Annotated in this window: 17 protein-coding genes; 7 read left to right on the top strand and 10 right to left on the bottom strand. The window is 72.6% G+C overall.

Annotation, left to right across the window (positions count from 1 at the left end):
- Positions 1-141: 141 nt before the first annotated feature.
- The 4 genes from ACFY1T_RS34165 to ACFY1T_RS34150 all read right to left on the bottom strand — a co-directional run bounded on the left by ACFY1T_RS34165 (position 142) and on the right by ACFY1T_RS34150 (position 6,395).
- Positions 142-942 carry a polysaccharide deacetylase family protein gene (locus tag ACFY1T_RS34165; RefSeq protein WP_390791652.1) on the bottom strand — a complete coding sequence of 267 codons (801 nt, stop codon included), beginning with the start codon at positions 940-942 and terminating at the stop codon, positions 142-144.
- Between the two features lie 219 nt (positions 943-1,161).
- Positions 1,162-1,995, bottom strand: coding sequence for a class I SAM-dependent methyltransferase (locus ACFY1T_RS34160; protein ID WP_390791651.1), 834 nt, complete (start codon positions 1,993-1,995; stop codon positions 1,162-1,164).
- Positions 1,996-2,160: 165 nt separating this feature from the next.
- On the bottom strand, positions 2,161-4,269 hold the full coding sequence (locus ACFY1T_RS34155; protein ID WP_390791650.1) for a PIG-L family deacetylase: 2,109 nt from the start codon (positions 4,267-4,269) through the stop codon (positions 2,161-2,163).
- Between the two features lie 245 nt (positions 4,270-4,514).
- On the bottom strand, positions 4,515-6,395 hold the full coding sequence (locus tag ACFY1T_RS34150) for a serine/threonine-protein kinase (RefSeq protein ID WP_390791649.1): 1,881 nt from the start codon (positions 6,393-6,395) through the stop codon (positions 4,515-4,517).
- A 345-nt stretch (positions 6,396-6,740) separates the two neighbouring features.
- Here ACFY1T_RS34150 and ACFY1T_RS34145 point away from each other — a divergent pair, with 345 nt between their 5' ends.
- The 4 genes from ACFY1T_RS34145 to ACFY1T_RS34130 all read left to right on the top strand — a co-directional run bounded on the left by ACFY1T_RS34145 (position 6,741) and on the right by ACFY1T_RS34130 (position 8,939).
- Positions 6,741-6,980 (top strand): hypothetical protein, encoded by a 240-nt coding sequence (locus tag ACFY1T_RS34145; RefSeq protein WP_390791648.1) that lies wholly within the window; start codon positions 6,741-6,743, stop codon positions 6,978-6,980.
- Positions 6,981-7,101: 121 nt separating this feature from the next.
- Complete coding sequence (locus ACFY1T_RS34140; protein ID WP_390791647.1) at positions 7,102-7,782, top strand: hypothetical protein; 681 nt, start codon at positions 7,102-7,104, stop codon at positions 7,780-7,782.
- A gap of 118 nt (positions 7,783-7,900) precedes the next feature.
- Positions 7,901-8,503, top strand: a complete 603-nt coding sequence (locus ACFY1T_RS34135) for a hypothetical protein (RefSeq protein WP_390791646.1) — start codon at positions 7,901-7,903, stop codon at positions 8,501-8,503.
- Positions 8,504-8,606: 103 nt separating this feature from the next.
- A complete protein-coding gene (locus ACFY1T_RS34130) occupies positions 8,607-8,939 on the top strand; it encodes a MazG-like family protein (protein WP_390791645.1) in 333 nt (110 codons plus the stop codon).
- A 97-nt stretch (positions 8,940-9,036) separates the two neighbouring features.
- On the opposite strand, the gene ACFY1T_RS34125 is transcribed toward ACFY1T_RS34130, so the two are convergent.
- Both ACFY1T_RS34125 and ACFY1T_RS34120 read right to left on the bottom strand, forming a co-directional pair.
- Complete coding sequence (locus ACFY1T_RS34125; protein WP_390791644.1) at positions 9,037-9,528, bottom strand: VOC family protein; 492 nt, start codon at positions 9,526-9,528, stop codon at positions 9,037-9,039.
- A 197-nt stretch (positions 9,529-9,725) separates the two neighbouring features.
- Positions 9,726-11,795: a phosphocholine-specific phospholipase C gene (locus tag ACFY1T_RS34120; protein ID WP_390791643.1), complete on the bottom strand. Its 2,070-nt coding sequence runs from the start codon at positions 11,793-11,795 to the stop codon at positions 9,726-9,728.
- A gap of 223 nt (positions 11,796-12,018) precedes the next feature.
- Here ACFY1T_RS34120 and ACFY1T_RS34115 point away from each other — a divergent pair, with 223 nt between their 5' ends.
- Positions 12,019-12,708 carry a DNA alkylation repair protein gene (locus tag ACFY1T_RS34115; protein ID WP_390791642.1) on the top strand — a complete coding sequence of 230 codons (690 nt, stop codon included), beginning with the start codon at positions 12,019-12,021 and terminating at the stop codon, positions 12,706-12,708.
- Positions 12,709-12,916: 208 nt separating this feature from the next.
- Positions 12,917-13,546, top strand: a complete 630-nt coding sequence (locus ACFY1T_RS34110) for a GNAT family N-acetyltransferase (protein ID WP_390791641.1) — start codon at positions 12,917-12,919, stop codon at positions 13,544-13,546.
- 130 nt (positions 13,547-13,676) lie between these two features.
- On the opposite strand, the gene ACFY1T_RS34105 is transcribed toward ACFY1T_RS34110, so the two are convergent.
- Both ACFY1T_RS34105 and ACFY1T_RS34100 read right to left on the bottom strand, forming a co-directional pair.
- Positions 13,677-13,799: a hypothetical protein gene (locus tag ACFY1T_RS34105; RefSeq protein ID WP_267501343.1), complete on the bottom strand. Its 123-nt coding sequence runs from the start codon at positions 13,797-13,799 to the stop codon at positions 13,677-13,679.
- Positions 13,800-13,917: 118 nt separating this feature from the next.
- A complete protein-coding gene (locus ACFY1T_RS34100) occupies positions 13,918-14,748 on the bottom strand; it encodes a helix-turn-helix domain-containing protein (protein ID WP_390791640.1) in 831 nt (276 codons plus the stop codon).
- A gap of 134 nt (positions 14,749-14,882) precedes the next feature.
- Here ACFY1T_RS34100 and ACFY1T_RS34095 point away from each other — a divergent pair, with 134 nt between their 5' ends.
- The gene (locus ACFY1T_RS34095; RefSeq protein WP_390791639.1) at positions 14,883-15,638 is read left to right on the top strand and encodes a dienelactone hydrolase family protein; all 756 of its coding nucleotides are present in this window, start codon (positions 14,883-14,885) and stop codon (positions 15,636-15,638) included.
- 117 nt (positions 15,639-15,755) lie between these two features.
- On the opposite strand, the gene ACFY1T_RS34090 is transcribed toward ACFY1T_RS34095, so the two are convergent.
- Entirely contained in the window at positions 15,756-15,950 is a 195-nt protein-coding gene (locus ACFY1T_RS34090) for an antitoxin (protein ID WP_390791638.1), read from the bottom strand.
- Positions 15,951-16,099: 149 nt separating this feature from the next.
- Positions 16,100-17,185, bottom strand: coding sequence for a barstar family protein (locus ACFY1T_RS34085; protein WP_390791637.1), 1,086 nt, complete (start codon positions 17,183-17,185; stop codon positions 16,100-16,102).
- Positions 17,186-17,228 lie beyond the last annotated feature (43 nt).

Below are 17,228 nucleotides of genomic sequence, written 5' to 3'. Positions count from 1 at the left end.
GTGAACGTCTCCACCCACACCGGCTCAGCCCGCAACACCCCACCCATACAGGCAAAATGCCCAAGGCTGAGCCTTCTGCAACACCCTTTAGGGGGCGTCTTGCCGGTCACGCCGGGCTCGCGTGAGCGCCGGGCTCGGTGCCTACGGGGCGGTGCGGGCCGGGAACGTGAAGGCGTAGCCCTTCGCGGCGAGCCAGGGCAGGTACTCCTTGAGCGCCGCGACCGTCTCGCTGCGGTCGCCGCCGCCGTCGTGGAACAGGACGGTCGGCTGCCGGGGCAGCTTGCCCTCCAGGGCGGCGACGATCGCGGGCAGGCCCGGACGGCTCCAGTCCTTGGGGTCGACGCTCCAGCCCAGCGGGCGCATCCCGCTCGCGGCGGCTATCGCACGGCTGTCGGGGGTGAAGGCACCGCCCGGGGCGCGGTAGTAGGTGACGGCGACGCCCGGAACGGCCTTCTCGATCATGGCTTTGCCGTCGAGTATCTGCTGCCGCTGGTAGGCGACGGGCTTGTGGTCCATCGTCACGTCGTGGTCGACGGAGTGGTCGCACAGCTGGTGGCCGTCGGCCGCGATCGCGCGCACCAGGTCCGGGTACTTCTGCGCCCTGGTTCCGATCATGCAGAAGGTGGCTTTGACGTGGTTCTGCCTCAGCACCTTGAGCACCTGGGGCGTCCACCGGGGGTCCGGGCCGTCGTCGATGGTGATGGCGACGTCACGGCCCGGCCCCTGGGCCAGCCGGGAGATCCCGAGCGGGATCCCGGTGGCCCCGTGGGCCGGCTCGGAGCCGATCGCGGACCGGCCCGCCGAGCCGATCGCGGACCGGCCTGCCGAGCCGTCCGCGGCGGCGAAGGCCGGGGTGGCCATGGTCGCCAGAAGGGCGAGGACGGCCCCCGCCACGGCGGGAACCGCCCGTCGACGACGCGCGGAACTGGTGGTGATGCCCATGGACGCGCTCTACCTTTGCGCTCGGCCCCCGGAATTGGCGATTCCGATCCAGGGTAGGTCACGTGCAGGGGCATCCATCTCCCCCTATCGGCCCATTTGTCCGCCTCTCAGGCCTTCGAGCAGGGCCGCAGGCCCGGCCTGGTCCCACGGGCCGGGGCCGGGCGTGATATCCGCCACGCCCGGGCCGGAAGGGCCTGCCCGTCGCGGGGTGCGGACGGGCTACGGGCGGGTGGCGGTGACCAGGTAGTAGTCCAGGATCTTCTGCTCCCAGGCGGCCAGGAAGTTCCTGGGCCAGGTGCCCGGCGCCCAGAGCCGGGCGAGCCAGCGGTCCCAGCCGGGCCAGACCTGCGGGCCGATCGAGGTGATCCGTACATCGGTGAAGCCGGCGTCCGCCAACGCTTCGCCGAGCCGCGAGACCGGCCGGGCGATGTCCAGGCCGCTGGCGAACGAGTCGAGCAGCCCCGCGAGCCGCTCCGCCGGCGCGGGCGCACCCTCGACGCTGAAGAAGCTGGTGACCGCCACCCGCCCGCCGGGGCGCAGGACCCGGGCCGCCTCCCGGGCGAACGCGGGCAGGTCGGGGAAGTGCTGGGCCGCCTCGACGCTGTACAGGCAGTCGAACTCGGCGTCGCCGAGCGGCAGGCTCTCCGCCGCCCCGAGCACGAAGCGCAGCCGGGGCGGCCGGGCTTCTAGGAGGAGGGAGTTCGCCTCGCGGGCCCGCCGGAGCTGTTGGGGGTGGATGTCCACCCCGGTCATCTCCGCGGGCCCGTACTCCTCCAGGGCGAGGGCGCAACCGAGGCCGAGACCGCAGCCGACCTCCACGGTCCGGGCGCCCGCGGGGCCGACCGCGTCGAGTACGTGCCGGTAGAGGTCCTGCTCGCTGCGGATCCGGTCGCCCTGGGACAGCGGCCGTTCGAGATCGACGGCCTGCCAGTAGCCGAAGTTGATGAACCCTCCGGCGAACACCGGCACGGAGCTGAGATCGGCCGGCCCGTACGTCTCCCAGACCTCGGGACGCACGACCGGCGCGGGCTGCTCTGCAGAGGTCCCCGACACCGCCCACCACCTCCTCGTGACGGGGCGCTCCGCCCCGAACCCCCCAGTGTGGCGCGTGGGCTCCCGCCGCGACAGAGGACCCGCCCGTCCGCGGGCCGGGAGTGGCGCGTGATGCGTGCGGGACCGGCCCCCGGAGTGCGTGCGGGCCGGGCGGCGGCAGCCGGCTCAACCCGCGTCGGCCGCCCGGGCGAGCATCGGGGGCTGGACGGCGCGGTGCCACGGGGTGGGCAGCCGGTCACCGGCGGGCTCGGGGCGGGCAGCCGGGAGCGTCGTGACGATGTGCAGGTCGGCGTCGAGGCCGAGGGCCGCCGCGACGGTCGTGCCGGCCCGGTCGGTCACGCCGGCCGGTGCGCCCGTGTACAGCATCTGGGACTCCTGCCAGGACCGCGGGCCGTCCGCACCCGCCACGCCGACCGTGCCCGAGCCCGTACGGCCCGCGAGCAGCGGGCCCGCGATGCCCACGCCGCCGTAGCCGCCCGGACCGCCGGCCTCGGCGACCGGGGAGAGCTCCGGCGCCGCCCCGTCCAGGGTCGCCAGGCTCGTGCCGACGGTGCCCGCGCCGGGCCGGCGGAAGAACAGGCGGACCCCGTCGGCCTCCGGGCGCGCCGAGAGCACGCCCGTCGTCTGCGGCAGTCCGGTCGCGAAGGAACCCGTCATCGGGGCGCCCGGCGCCGGCTGGACCCAGGCCACGACGGATCCGGTCGTCGCCGCGTACACGTACCGCCGCCCCGATCCGTCGGTCGCGGTGACCGGATCGCCCAGGAGGCCGGAGCCGCCCAGGGCCTGCCATGCGCCGAACCCGCCGTCCGGGGCGCTCTGGGTCCGGGCGCGCAGGGTGCGCCGGGAGTCGCGCACGTACACCGTCATCCGGCCCGCCGGGTCGACGGCGACGGCCGGTCCGCTGATCGCGGAGGTGCCGGACCGGTCCACCGTGTCCGGGGTTCCCAGTGACTCCCAGGGGCCGAACGCACCGTCGGGTGCGCCCTGTTCGGCGTACACGATCTCGCGGCCGTAGTCCTGGGGTGTGCTGCCGAGGGTGGTGCGGGTGGCGAACACCGCGATCCTGCCGTCCGGGAGCCGGACCGCGGATGCCCCGGCGTCGATGCCGGCGCCGGGCAGGAACCGGGGGCCTTCCCAGGGGGCCTTCGGGCCGCTGCGCGACCAGTACGCCATCCGCCCGTCCAGTACGGCGAAGGCCCACAGCCGTCCGGAGACGCCCTCGGTCATCCACGAGGTGCCGTCGCCCCGGCTGTAGCGGATGGTCTGGTTCCATCCGGCGCCGGTGGGCCTGGTCGCGGTCTTGCGGTCACCGCAGCCGGCGGGGCTGCCGCACCAGTCGTCGTGGTCCATCCAGGCGTAGGTCTTGAGGTAGCCGAGCTTCTCTTCGGCGGCCTGCGGGTCGAGCGTCGGCGGCAGCGCGCTGTTCGGGTAGCTCACGTAGTTCTGGACGGAGAAGTGCGGCCGGCCCTCGGTCTGCGCGTACCGCGCCGCGGCGGCCTGGACGAAGCGGGCGCCGTACATGTGGTCCTGGTGGTCGAGGAAGACGCCGCTGTCCGACTTGCCGGGGGTCGGGTCCTGCGTCCGTATCGTGGTCGGCTTGTACAGCGCGAACACGTCCGCGATGGCGGCCACGGCCTGGTCCTTCGAGTACGAGAAGGGCCGCTCGACCGGCGTTCCGGAAGTGAGCTGGGAGCCCAGGGCGGATATCCGGCCGTCCCACAGGCCGCGCAGGCTGTCCGGGTTGTCCCCGGAGATGCTTCGGGCCTCGCGCAGCTGCATCCACACCAGGTTGACCTCGGGCCTGGCGACGAGCACGTCCACCTCGGCGCTGCCCCCGCCGGCCGTGGGTATGGACTTCCGCTGCCAGGTGCTGGTGCGGTCACCGGTGGCCATCTGCGCGTAGGCGCCCCGGATGCCGTTCTGCCGGGCCTCCGCGTAGGCGGCGCGGTCGGCGGGGCCCGCGGCGTCGTCCAGGTGCGGGCTGTGGGCCTCGTTGCGGCCGTCGGACTCGCCCGAGGTCAGGTAGACGGTGGTGACCTTGATGCCCGTCGATATGGAGCGGCTCAGGTCGGGGTTCATGAAGAACAGGTCGTCGTCGGGGTGCGCGACGACCTGGAGGGCGGAGCCCTCGGTCACGCTCGGCTTGAAGAACACCTCGGCGGCCGCCGCCGGCCGCTCGCTCGCGTATCCGTAGGCCCACGTCGTGACGCCGGCCACACCGACGGAGACCGCGGCGAGCAGCGCCGCGAGGCGGGTGCGGCTGGCCAGGGACATGAGAGGCGCCTTGGGGATCGGTCCGGTGCGGGAAGCCGACCGGGAGGTCGGCCGGTGTCCCGATGGCTCCATTGCTTCCGGAGACGACCGGGCCCGATTATGCCCCGCCCGTTTGCGACTGACACACCCTCAAACGGCATATGGCAGCGACTGAGTTAAATGACAGAAATGGGCGATTTGCCCATTTTGCCGAATGTCGGACGGGCCGGGCAGGACCGCAGCGCCTCAGCTCCCCTCAGCTCCCCTCAGCTCCCCTTCTTCGGTTCCTCGGCGTTTCGCCAGACCGTGAGGTCGAGCGTGATGTAGGTGCTCGGGTCGTTCGCCCCCGACCTGCCTCGGTACGTCGCCACCGCGATGTGGCCGGCATCACTGAGCACGCAGATCTCCGACCCGTCCGTGAGCTGGTCGAGGCCGACCTTCTCGGTGTAGCGGGTCTCGGCGCGGCAGGTCTCCAGCGAACCCTTCTGCGTGTTGTTCAGCACGACGAGCTTGCCGTTGTCGGTCCCGACCTTCGTGTCCCCGAAGAGGGTGTCCAGGTAGAAGTAGAGGTCCCCGTGGTTGTACAGCACGCCGGCGTTGCCGCCGGTGCCCGGGCGCGGCGGGTTGTCGGCCAGCATGAGCTGGTAGTTGGCCGTCAGGTTGACGCCCTTGTACGAGGCCGGGGTCGGATCGGCGCGCTTGCCGCCCTTGTCCTGGGAGCCGCCGGCGGTCCCGCTGCTCGCGCTTCCGCCGGCGGAGGATGCGCCGCCCTTGGCCTTGTCCCCGGATTTGTCCGGCAGCAGCGAGCCGAGGACGACGAGGCCGATCACCGCTGCCACGACGGCCCCGGCGATGACCGGCGCCTTCGACTTGCGCTGCGGCGCGGGGTGCGGGTAGCCGGGGTGGAATCCGGGCGCCGGCGCCTGGTGGAGGGGGTGGGTCTGGTAGCCGGGGGGAGGCGTCTGGTAGCCGGGAGCCGGCGTCGGGTACCCGGGCGGCGGCGTCTGGTGGCCGGGGTGGGTCTGGTAGCCGGGCGGCGGCGTCTGGTGGCCGGGCGGCATGCCCGGAGCCGCCGGACCCGCCGGTGCGTGCGCCGGTGCGGCGGGCGCGCTCTGCGTCGGCGCGGCCGCCACGCCGAAACCGGTCGGCGGGTACGGGGGCGCGCCCTGCGCCGGAGGCTGCGGGGAGACCTCGGTCGGCGTCGGGGCCGCGGCGGGCTGCGGCGGCGGGGTCTTCGCCGGTTCGGGCAGCTGCAGCCGCTCGGTGATGGAACCGGCGACGGCCCGGGGCAGCCAGTCCTCGCCCTGGCGCAGCGGGACCGGAGAGAGGTCGTGGCACATCCGGATGACCTCGGCCAGGGCGGGCCGGTCCGCCGGGTCACGGCTGAGGCACCGGGTCACCAGGGGCCGCAGCTCGTCCGGCAGCGCGCTGAGGTCGGGGTCCTCGTGCACGATGCGGTAGAGCACGGCGTGCGAGGACCCTTCCCCGTATGCGGGCGCGCCGATCGCCGCGTACGCCACGATCTGGCCGAGGGCGAAGATGTCAGTGCGGTCGGTGACCGTACCGGCGGAGGCCTGCTCGGGCGCCATGAAGGCCGGCGTGCCGACGCTGACGCCGCTGCCGGTGAGGGAAGTGGCGTCCGCCGCGCGGGCGATGCCGAAGTCGATCACGCGGGGGCCGTCGGCGGCGAGGAGTACGTTCGCGGGCTTCAGGTCACGGTGGACGATGCCCGCGCCGTGGATGACGTGCAGCGCCTCGGCGACCCCGACGGTCAGCAGCAGCACGCTGCGCAGCGGCAGCTGCCCGTGCCGGGCCACGGCGTGTGCGAGGGACGGCCCCGGTACGTAGGCCGTGGCGAGCCAGGGCTGGTCGCCCTCGGTGTCGAAGTCGATGACGGGCGCGGTGTAGAGGCCCTGCACGCGCTGCGCGGCCTTCACTTCCTGCTGGAAGCGGCGCCGGAACTCGGGGTCCTCGCTGAACTCGGGCCGGATCACCTTGAGGGCGATGGGCCGGCCGCCCGGGGTGTAGGAGAGGTACACCTTGCCCATGCCGCCCGCGCCCAGCACGGCGCTCAGCCGGTAACCGCCCACCGTGGCCGGGTCTTCGGGCCGGAGCGGCTGGAAAAGGTCGGCGGAAGGTGCACTCATGAAAGATCCATCCCCTGTCACGGCAGTTCAGCTCGCTGAAGCCCCGCTGGAGCCCCGAAGCCAAGCGAGAGGGTACCCAACTTCTCGGGCCCGTCCCCATCGCCGGTGACCGTACCCGCGCCCGGGTGGGGGTCCTTGACGGACCGTACGGAAATTCCGCGCCCGCGCATCGACCGGAACCCGGCGTTCACGCAGGCCTCCGGCACGCGCGTGCGTCACCCCGCTCGTCCGTGCTCGGACCGTCCGGAATCGAGATCGCCTACGAACGGTTCGGCGCACCCCGTCCCGGATTTCGCGGCGGCGCCGGCCGGTGGCCTCTCGACGGCGTCGTACACGCTCTCCGACATGGCGGCCGACGCGGCCGGCCTGCTCGACCCGCCCGGCCTCACCGGCGTCTTCGACCGGGGGTACGACACCCTGGCCATGCAGCGTCAGCGCCCCGCGGTCGTGGCGACGGGCGACCGTATCGAACGGCTGCGGGCTCTGCGCGTGCCCGCGCCGGTGCCGCACGGGGCCTGCGACGTCCTGTGCGATGCCGGCGGCGGCCGCGCCACGGCCGCCGCCGTCCCCGGTACGGCCGGCTGAAGCGCGCCGGGGCCGGGCGACCACCCGAACGGCCGCGCGGAGCGGCCGGCGCCTCCTCGACGGATGCAAGGCTGGTGGAGAGGCCCCAGCCGAGGCCGGATCGGACGAGGAGGTGTGACCGGTGCCCGATCTGAATTCACTGGTGTCGTTCGCCCCGTTCTTCGTCCCCGTCATCACCGGCGTGGTGGGCGGGATCAGCCTCGTCCTCAGGGACCGGCGCGAAGCGCGGAGCGCCGACCACCACTACCGCAGGAGGCTGGAGAAGGCGCAGATGGAGGTCCAGTTCATCACCGGCTGGATCGAGGCCAAGAAACTGGCGCCGACCGGGGCCCCGGACCCGGAGCCGGGCCACTGGCTCGACGAGTGCTACGCGTCGGTGCGCAGCTTCGAGGCCGCGGCGCGCCGGCAGCGGGGAGGGCCGGGGAGACTGCGGCGCCTTCTGCTGCTGCGGACGATGCACAGCTGGCCGGCGAGGGCCGTCCAGACCCTGTACTGGATGGCCCTCATCGCGTTCAACGGGACCCTCGCCTGGTGGGTGAGCATGATCGTCAGCGGTCCGCCCGCCTTCTTCGGGACGGACCAGGAATCCCAGTCCGAGCAGGTCGAATCGGTCCTGGCAACGGCAGTCGGCTTCTTGCTGGCGGCTGTCTTCCTGTGGGCCTGGGCGGTGCATCTGGACGCATCCGAGCCGGCGGAGGGCTACGCCACGCGGATCGACTCGGCCGCGTGGGCGGCCCGGGAGGAAGAGCGCAGACGCGGCAACCGGAAGGCGGACGAGGAACCGGGCGAGACCGCGGACTGACCGGCCCCGCAGTCCCCGCGCGGCCCGGGGTTGAGAGGATCACCCGGTGCGCCCGGACCTGCCACCGCTCCCCCCGTGGCCGGCGACTTCCCACCACGACCGGCCAGGAGGCCACGACGTGACGACCGCGACCGCGACCACACACCCGGCCGAGTCCCGGGCCGCGCGCCTGATCACCGATGGGCTCGACCCGAAGACGTGGATCATCGCCGACACCGTCCTCATCGGCTGGCACACCGGCCGGCTGACCGGGATCGGATGGGGACTCCTCGGCTGCCTGTTCGCCGCCGTCATACCCCTGGCCTTCATCAAGTACGGCATACGCCGCGGTCGCTGGGCCGACCGCCACGTCGGCCCGAGGCGCCAGCGCATCATCGTGATGGGCTTCGTCACCGTGTCGGTCGCCACCGGCATCACGATGCTGTCCGCCCTCGGCGCCCCCCGCATCATGCTCGCGCTGGTCTCGGCCATGCTGGCCACCGTCGTGGCACTCCTCGCCGTGACCCCCGCCTGGAAGATCAGCGTGCATGCCGCCGTCGCCTCCGGGAGCATCGTCCTGCTCGCCATGACGTACGGGCCCCGCATGCTCCTGGCGTACCCCCTGGTCGCCGTCGTCGGCTGGTCCCGGATCGAGCTCGAGGACCACACCCTCGCGCAGGTCCTCGCGGGCGCCGCGGTGGGCGGGGCCGTCGCGGCCGGTACGTTCGCGCTGGTCCGGTAGACGGCCGCGGGCGGCTCCGCCGAACGGGGCATCCGAACGTCCTCCGATTCGTTCACAGGAGCAGGACCGCGAACGGACAGCAGCCGGACGAAGGGGAACCATCGTGGAGAAGAACGCCTGGGCCGTCACGGGAGAGCTTGCCGCCTTCTTCGACGAGGCCACCGCCCATCTCCCCGCCGACCAGCGCCGGGTACTGCAAGTACTCAAGATCGGGGAGGAGTTCGGCGAGGCCGCGCAGGCCGTCATCGGCGCCACCGGAACCAACCCCCGCAAGGGCCTGTCCCACTCGTGGCGGGACGTGGAGGCGGAGGTGTGCGACGTCCTGGTGACGGCGATGGTCGCCCTCCACCGGCTCGGCGTGGCGGACCCGGCCGCGGTGTTCACCGCGCACCTGGCGAAGACGGCCGCCCGCACCCTGGCCGCCCGGGAGGCATGAGCATTGCGGACTCCCGAGAGGAGTGGATCAGGACCTGGCGGCGTCCGCACCCGCGACCGGCCGGTCCGGCTGGGCTCCGAGCACGACCGCCGCGCCTTCAAGCACCTCGACGAGCCGCACGCGATGACGTGGTCCGGGCCGACCCGCCGGACGCGTCCTGTCCGGTGAAGTCCGGCAGGATCAGGGAACCGTCCTCGGCCAGGGTGAAGCCGGGGTTGTGGGCGACTTCCCAGGCGTGGCCGTCGGGGTCCGTGAAGACGCCCGAGTAGAAGCCGATCGCGTTGAGGGCGGCGGGGCGGGTGACGGTGCCGCCGGCCCCGGCGGCCGCCTCGAGGACGGTGTCCACTTCGGCGTCCGTGCGTACGTTGTGCGCCAGCGCGATACCGCCGAACCCGGCCTGCGGGGCGTCGGGAAGACCGCAGTCCGCGGCGAGTCTGCGGCGGTCCCACAGCACCAGGGCGAGGCCGCCCGCCTGGTGGAAGACCGTCTCCTCGACCTCGGTCCCGCGCCATCCGAGCGCCGCGTAGAAGGCCTTGGCGCGGGCGAGGTCCGCGACGCCCAGGGTGACCAGGCTGATCCGCTGTTCCATTGCGCCACCGTAGCGGTCCCGGGAGGGGCCGCGCCCGGAGGCGTACCGCGAGCGGCCCCGCTCCGCGGGGGTTCCGTGGAGCGGGGCCGCTCGCGGTCGATCCGCATCGGCCGGAACCGGCCGGACCGGCAGGACCGGCCCGCCGGCAGGACCGGCCCGTCAGCGGGAACCGGCCCGTCGTCGGCAGGACCGACCGGTCAGGAGCCCTGCTCCGTCAGGATGCCCGGGTCCGAGAGGCCGGCCGCGCCGGTCTCCACCTTGCCCGCGAAGCGGCGGCCGAAGTCCGGGAACTCGGACGCGGTGACCGTCACGTCGTACCAGCGCCGCGTGTTGCGCAGCGGAACGCTGTACGTGACGGTGGCGCCCTTGGCGACCGTGAGGCGCTTCGGTCCGCCGCCGTAGGCATTGGTGACCGTGAGCGTCGCGGTCGACGCTCCGGCGTTGGTGACCGTGAGGTCCAGGTTCCCGGTGGTGGCGTTGTGGCGGGCCGTGGCCTCGGGGCCCGGGGTGGTGCCGGGGTTGCGGAAGCCGCGGAGGAAGCCGTTCGGGCCGTGGACCGTCAGGTCGGTGACGCCCGCGGAGTAGACGGTGTTCCAGGTGTCCGAAATCGACTTGCCCGCCTCGGTGGTGTACGTCCAGGGCGCGTCGGTCCGGTTGGCGGAGGTGACGTAGAACTGCGCACCCAGGTCGGGGCCGCCGCCGAACGTCAGCCGGAACTTGCCCTCGCCGGTGAGCGCGGCGCCGTCCACGTACGGGGCGTACTTCAGCGGACGGGTGTTGCACAGGCCCTTCTCCTGGCGCGGCATCGTCCCCACGGCCGGGGGGGTGGCCAGGAAGTTCGGGTGGCGCTCGCGGTCCTGCGGCTCCCAGAGACCGGTGTCGGGCAGCCTGACCGCGCCGGTGTCCGTACGGGCGAAGTCGAATGCGGAGGTCAGGTCGCCGCAGACGGCGCGGCGCCAGGGCGAGATGTTGGGCTCCCGCACGCCGAAGCGCTTCTCCATGAAGCGGATGACCGAGGTGTGGTCGAAGGTCTCGGAGCAGGAGTAGCCGCCGGTGCTCCACGGCGAGACGACGAGCATCGGCACGCGCGGGCCCAGACCGTACGGGCCGGCGACGTAGCCGGCCTTGCCGGGGAAGACGTCCAGCGTGGTGGAGACGGTCGACAGGCCCTGGTCGGCGTTGGCGGGCGCGTACGGCGGGACGACGTGGTCGAAGAAGCCGTCGTTCTCGTCGTAGGTGATGAACAGCGCGGTACGGGCCCACACGTCGGGGTTGGACGTCAGCGCGTCCAGTACCTGCGCGATGTACCAGGCGCCGAAGTTGGCGGGCCAGTTGGAGTGTTCGCTGAAGGCCTCGGGTGCGGCGATCCAGGAGACCTGGGGCAGGGTGCCGGCGGTGACGTCGGCGCGCAGCTTGTCGAAGTAGCCCTCGCCCGCCTTCGCGTTGGTGCCGGTACGGGCCTTCTCGTACAGCGGGTTGCCGGGCTGGGCGCCCCGGTAGTTGTTGAAGTAGAGGAGCGAGTTGTCGCCGTAGTTGCCCCGGAAGGCGTCGTTGATCCAGCCCCAGGAACCGGCGGCGTCGAGACCGTCGCCGACGTCCTGGTAGACCTTCCAGGAGACGCCGGCCGCCTCCAGGCGCTCCGGGTAGGTGGTCCAGTCGTAGCCGGCCTCGGCGTTGTTGAGGACCGGGCCGCCGCCCTTGCCGTCGTTGCCGGTGTGGCCCGACCAGAGGTAGTAGCGGTTGGGGTCGGTCGAGCCGATGAACGAGCAGTGGTACGCGTCGCAGATCGTGAACGCGTCGGCGAGCGCGTAGTGGAACGGGATGTCCTCGCGCGTCAGGTGGGCCATGGTGGCCGGCGTCTTGGCGGGCACCCAGTTGTCGTACTTGCCCTTGTTGAAGGCGCTCTGGCCGCCCGCCCAGTCGTGGTTGAGGCCCTGGAGGTACTCCATGCCGAGGTCGTCGGAGGGCGGCCGGAACGGCAGCGTCTCCTTGCCGGCGTTGTCGGTCTGGTGCCAGACGGACTTGCCGCTGGGCAGGGTCACCGGGCGCGGGTCTCCGAAGCCACGGATGCCGCGGAGGGCACCGAAGTAGTGGTCGAAGGAACGATTCTCCTGCATCAGGACCACGACGTGCTCGACGTCGGCGATGGTCCCCGTCGTCCCCTGCGCGGGGATGGCGGCGGCGCGCGCGATGCTCTCGTTGAGCAGGGTCAGGGCGGCGGCGCCGCCGGTGAGCTGGAGGAAACGGCGGCGGTTCAGTTCTGCCATGGCGAGAGGGACCTCTGCTTTTGATCGAGGAGTGCTGGAGCGCACCCAGAACAGCGTGCCGGGACTACCGGAGAGGGAGCCTGACGTGACGGTGGCGGATACGCCAGACGAACGGCAGTCGGATTCCGCAGGAGTTCGGCCATTCTCGGTTGGTGTGTACGGCGGGGGCCGGACGGGCCTCCGGCATAGGCTGAAATGCGGACGGGACGGACAGGAGGTCGAGATGACCGGGGTGGCCGAGACGACGGTGGCCGAGGTGATGGCCGAGCTGGCCGCGCTCGAGGACCCGAAGGCACGCGCGGTGAACGAGAAGCACGGCGACGATCACGGCGTGAACCTCGGCAGGCTGCGCGCGCTCGCGAAGCGGCTGAAGACCCAGCAGGAACTGGCGTGCCGGCTCTGGGAGACCGATGACACCGCGGCGAGACTGCTGGCGATCCTGGTCTGCCGCCCGAAGGCGTTCGACCGTGACCGGCTGGACGCCATGCTGCGCGAGGCCCGCACGCCCAAGGTGCACGACTGGCTCGTGAACTACGTGGTGAAGAAGAGCCCGCACGCGCAGGAGTTGCGGTCGGCCTGGTTCGCCGACCCCGATCCGGTGGTCGCGAGCGCGGGCTGGGCGCTGACCACCGAACGCGTGGCGAAGAGGCCCGAGGGGCTCGACCTGGCGGGATTGCTCGATGTCATCGAGACGCGGATGCAGGATGCCCCGGACCGCCTGCAATGGGCGATGAACCACTGCCTGGCACAGATCGGGATCGAGCACGCGGAGTACCGCGCCCGCGCCATCGCCATCGGCGAGCGCCTGGAGGTGCTGAAGGACTACCCGACTCCCCCCGGTTGCACGTCCCCGTTCGCGCCCGTCTGGATCTCCGAGATGGTGCGGCGACGGCAGGACGGGACGGTGGCCTGACCAGCGGAAGCGGGTCGGGCGCGCGACACCGGGCAAGACGCGTCCAGGTCTCGGCGCGTCGACGGCGCCTGCCGGCGGACGAGACGCACCCTGCGTTCGATTCACGCCACCATGGACCTACACTTAGGCCAGCCTTACCTAACGAGTTCGCGGGCTGGTGTGCTCATCGCTGCCGCCGCACCCGCCGTCACGAAGGAACCGAGACCGCATGAGACCCGAGTCCACCGTCCTCTCCACCCCGCGCGCCGACGTCTACACGGAGACCGTCGAAGACTTCGGCACGGTCCGCTTCACTCCCGTCGACCCGGCGACGGACTCCGCCGTGCTGCACGCCTGGGTCATCGAGGAGCGCGCCGAATTCTGGGGAATGAACGGCGCCAGCCGGGAGCTGGTGCAGGAGATCTACGAGGACGTGGACCGCCGGGACACCCATCACGCGTTCATGGTCCGTCTGGACGACGAGCCGGTGGCGCTCTTCCAGACCTACCAGCCGCAGGAGGACCGGGTCAGCGAGTGCTACGAGGTGCGGGAGGGCGACATCGGCGTCCACCTCATGCTCGCGCCGATCGCGGGCCGGCCCCGCCCGGGCTTCAGCAGGACCCTCATCGGCTCGCTCATCCGCTTCGCGTTCCGCGACCCGGCCGTGCGGCGCGCGGTGGGCGAGCCCGACGCGCGCAACGAGAAGGCCGTCGCCCTCCTGGGCCGCATCGGCTTCGTCCGGCAGGGCGAGATCATCCTGCCCGAGATCGACCTTCCGGAGATCCACCTCCCCGAGAAGCGGGCGGTACTGGCCTTCCTCGACCGCCCCGAGTGGCTCCCCGCGACACCGGTCGCCTGACGCACCCCGACCGCCGCGGCCGCCCGCTCCTCCAGGGGGCGCGGCGGCCGTCGGCGTCGTTGCCGACGACGTCGCCGGCACCCCCGTGGCCGACGACGTCCGAGCGTGCCGGGGACGGCACCGCCCCCGGTCAGCGGCGGTCGGATCCGCCTTCCTCCCGGCGCCTGCGGCGGTTTCGGCCGAGGGCCCCCGCGAGACCGATCAAGCCTCCTGAGATCGCGCCGGCCACGAGGATGCGCAGCAGGTCTTCCATCGGGTACTCCTCCTCCAGGCCGGGTTCACCGTTGCCCGTGTTCGGGTGACTGATCCACTACGAACGAGACACTATCGACGCGCACACGGCCTGGCTTGGACAGAATTGACCTCGCCCCTCACAGGGCGAGCGCTCCCTCCGCCACGCGGGCGACGGCCACCCGGCCGGGAGTGGTCTCGGCCAGGGCGCGGAACTCGCGGTTGAGGTGTGCCTGGTCGTAGAAGCCGCAGGCCTCGGTCACTTCGGTCAGGTTCGCGCCCTCGCGGGTGAGCAGTCGCGCCGCCCGGTGGAAGCGCAGCACGCGGGCGGACATCTTGGGCGTCAGGCCCACCTGTTCGGTGAACCGGCGGATCAAGTGGCCCTGGCTCCAGCCGACCTCGGCCGCGATCCGGCCGACCGGGATCGCCCCGCCGGCGCGGGACAGGAGCCGCCAGGCATGGCTCACCTCGGGAGCGGGATCCGGGCCGCGCGCGATCCGGGCCGACAGTGCGATGTCCAGGAGGTCGAACCGGGCTCCCCAGTCGGCGGTGTCCGCGAGCTGTTCGGTCAGCACTGCGGCCCCGGGACCGAGGACGTCGCAGAGCCCGACCACCCTGTTGGTCAACTCGCTCATCGGCAGCGCGAAGAGCCGGTAGGCGCCCAGCGGCGTCAACTCGAGCCGGATCGCCTCCTGTCCACCCGGGTGGTCACACACCCGGGGCCCGTCCTCCAGGCCCGCGACCAGCGAGCCGGTGACCAGGATGTTCGGGCTCGGGTCGCTGCCCAGTCGGCGCACCTGGGTGAACGGCTCCCCCAGATTGATCACCACGACCGCCCGGCCCGTGGGAACCAACCGCACGCGATAGGGCGTGACCGCCGCCTCCCAGTAGCCGGCATAGCTGTGCACGAAGGGGCGCAGCTGGGGAGGCCACGGGCGGGTGACCCGCCACCGGCCACCCACCCGGGTCATATCGACTCCCCGACCGGCCGTGCCCGTGCTCGCGCCCACGCGTGTACCCCTCCCGCCTCCCGTGGGGACGAGGAGCTGGCTGTGACGCCGGCCCAGTGATCTACTGGCTTCGGTCCAAGGAAGGAAGATCCATCATGCCCACCAAGACGTCGACGTTACAGATCCCCACCATGGACGGCCAGGCCGACGCCTTCGCCGCCCTTCCCGACGACGGCGAGCGGCACCCGGGGGTGCTGCTGTACATGGACGCCTTCGGCCTGCGCCCCGAGTTGGAGGAGAAGGCCCGTGAACTGGCCGGGCACGGCTACTACGTGCTCGTCCCCAACGTGTACTACCGGCACGGCCCGGCACCGGTGATCGAACTTCCCGAGTACGTCACGGCGGAGAACCGGCCCGCCCTCTTCGGCCGGCTGATGCCCCTGATCGAGGCGCACACCACCGAACGCGCCCTGCGCGACGCCGACGCGTACCTCCGCTTCCTCACCGCGCAGCCGGAGGTGGGCGACGGACCGGTCGCCGCGATCGGCTACTGCATGGGGGCCGTCCTGGCGATGCGTACGGCGACGGCCCACCCCGACCGGGTGGCCGCCGTCGCCGGATTCCACCCCGCCGCCCTGGTCACGGACGCGCCCGACAGCGCGCACCGCCTCGTCCCGAAGCTCACGGCCGAAGTCCACCTCGGCCTCGCCGAGAACGACATGCTGCCCGAGGCCGTCGACGAGCTGAACCGGGCCCTGGACGCCGCGGGCGTCGCCCACACCATCGAGCTCTACGCCGGTACCGTCCACGGCTTCACCATGTCCGACACCGCCGCCTTCGACGCCTCCGCGCTCCAGCGCCACTGGGACCGGCTGCTCCCCCTCCTGGCCCGCACCCTGACCGGCAGCTGAGGCCCCGGCCCGGGGAACCGGCCGGACCGGGCCGGTCGCACATGCCGCAGGCCCGGCGCTCCGACCGGGAGCACCGGACCTGCGGCCCGCACGGCGTACGCGGGCACCCGGACAGCTCTAGACCTGCGGCGGGCGGTCCTGGGGCCTGTCCGTTCCCAGCTGCTCGTTGATCTTCTGCTGGGCCGTGTCGACCTGACTCTGGTACTTGTTGCCGGTCTTCGCGTCGACGGCGTCGCCGGCCTTCTCGACCCCTTGTCGGGCTACGTCCTCATGGCCCTTGATCAGGCCCTTGAGCTTGTCAAGCATCGACATTACGGCCTCCTTGGAAATACTGGCGCATCCAGCATCCCGAGATACGCCGGGATCCGCATCCCGAGCACAGCTCCGACGGAATGCCCCTCGGGCGGCCGGGCTCCGGCACCACCGCGCCACCCCCGGCGCCGAACGGACCTCCGTCCCCTTCAGGCGAGGGTGACGCCCAGTCCGCCGTCGGCCAGGACGTCGAGGGTCTCGGCGAAGAGGTCGTACGGCTCCCCCCGCGGCCTCAGGACGCGGGACAGGCGGTCGCGGGCGGTCACGGCGTTCCGCCAGAGCAGGGTCGCCGGGGCGGTGTGGCCGAAGGCGCCGCCCAGGCAGTCGTCGAGGGCGTCCAGGCAGCCGCCGAAGTAGCCGCCCGGCCCGTTCACCGCTTCGCCGAGTGCCAGGTAGAGGCCCGGGACGTCCGTGACGTGCCGGCCGTCGAGCTCGTACGAGTGCCCCGGCGGCCGCTCCTCGCGGGCGCGGAGGAAGGCCCTGCCCCGGACGTGGTCCAGCCAGGCCCAGCGCTGCCGGGTGTCCAGCGCGCCCCAGGTGCCGGGTGTCTTCGGCGGCCCCGCGAGCCACCGCTCCCAGAGGGGCCGGGCCTGTTCCGGGACGGGGGTGGAGAGCTTTCCCTCCAACTCCAGGTCGATCAGATCCGCGCCGTGGGCGGACGGGCACCAGGCGCTGACGGTGGCCCACAGCAGCAGCTCCGCGAGCGGCGCGCCCCGGTCGTCCCGTACCTTCAGGACGGCTTCACCCAGGTCCAGCGACCGCCGGGTGCCCGCCGCCAGTGCGCGTCGCAGTTCGTCGCCCGGGGCGAACCCCCGCAGGACGAGCGGGCGTTCCGCCCGTTCGGGCGGCAGGATCCGGGTGAACTCGCGGCAGGCGCCCAGCCACTGGTGCTCGTCGTGCAGCCGGACCGGACCGCGGTGCCCCTCGGGCGGACCGAGGTGGTCGTCCAGGCCCGTGAGTACGAGCCCGTCCCTCCCCGCGCGCCGTCCGGGGCTCTCGGCGTCCTCCAGGAGCCAGGGATCGAGCCCCCCTTCGTCCGGCACCCACCACACCCTGCGGCCGATCCAGCCGCGCGGGCCGGCTCCTTCCGGGACCCAGCCGAACAGTTCGTACGTCTCCCGCCGGCCTTCGCCGAACAGGCCCTCGGCCTGGGCGCAGTCGCCCCAGTCGTGGCCGTACTCCGTGTCGGTCAGCGTGTACCGCGCTCCCCCGCGACGGGTCTCGTCCTCATGCACGGGGGAATCATGCCGGGTCCGGAGAAGACTGCGAAGTCATTCG

Origin of the sequence: Streptomyces sp. NPDC001194 (genome assembly GCF_042896985.1) — a bacterium.
Lineage (GTDB): Bacteria > Actinomycetota > Actinomycetes > Streptomycetales > Streptomycetaceae > Streptomyces.
The sequence above is the reverse complement of the archived record's forward strand: the minus strand, read 5'-3'. Positions and strand labels throughout refer to the sequence as shown.

Coding starts and splice junctions, on each gene's coding strand:
- ACFY1T_RS34145 (WP_390791648.1), top strand. CDS start 6,741: ATGGCGGCCGACGCGGCCGGCCTGCTCGACCCGCCCGGCCTCACCGGC.
- ACFY1T_RS34115 (WP_390791642.1), top strand. CDS start 12,019: ATGACCGGGGTGGCCGAGACGACGGTGGCCGAGGTGATGGCCGAGCTG.
- ACFY1T_RS34120 (WP_390791643.1), bottom strand. CDS start 11,795: ATGGCAGAACTGAACCGCCGCCGTTTCCTCCAGCTCACCGGCGGCGCC.
- ACFY1T_RS34100 (WP_390791640.1), bottom strand. CDS start 14,748: ATGACCCGGGTGGGTGGCCGGTGGCGGGTCACCCGCCCGTGGCCTCCC.
- ACFY1T_RS34095 (WP_390791639.1), top strand. CDS start 14,883: ATGCCCACCAAGACGTCGACGTTACAGATCCCCACCATGGACGGCCAG.
- ACFY1T_RS34110 (WP_390791641.1), top strand. CDS start 12,917: ATGAGACCCGAGTCCACCGTCCTCTCCACCCCGCGCGCCGACGTCTAC.
- ACFY1T_RS34150 (WP_390791649.1), bottom strand. CDS start 6,395: ATGAGTGCACCTTCCGCCGACCTTTTCCAGCCGCTCCGGCCCGAAGAC.
- ACFY1T_RS34105 (WP_267501343.1), bottom strand. CDS start 13,799: ATGGAAGACCTGCTGCGCATCCTCGTGGCCGGCGCGATCTCAGGAGGC.
- ACFY1T_RS34090 (WP_390791638.1), bottom strand. CDS start 15,950: ATGTCGATGCTTGACAAGCTCAAGGGCCTGATCAAGGGCCATGAGGAC.
- ACFY1T_RS34155 (WP_390791650.1), bottom strand. CDS start 4,269: ATGTCCCTGGCCAGCCGCACCCGCCTCGCGGCGCTGCTCGCCGCGGTC.
- ACFY1T_RS34125 (WP_390791644.1), bottom strand. CDS start 9,528: ATGGAACAGCGGATCAGCCTGGTCACCCTGGGCGTCGCGGACCTCGCC.
- ACFY1T_RS34165 (WP_390791652.1), bottom strand. CDS start 942: ATGGGCATCACCACCAGTTCCGCGCGTCGTCGACGGGCGGTTCCCGCC.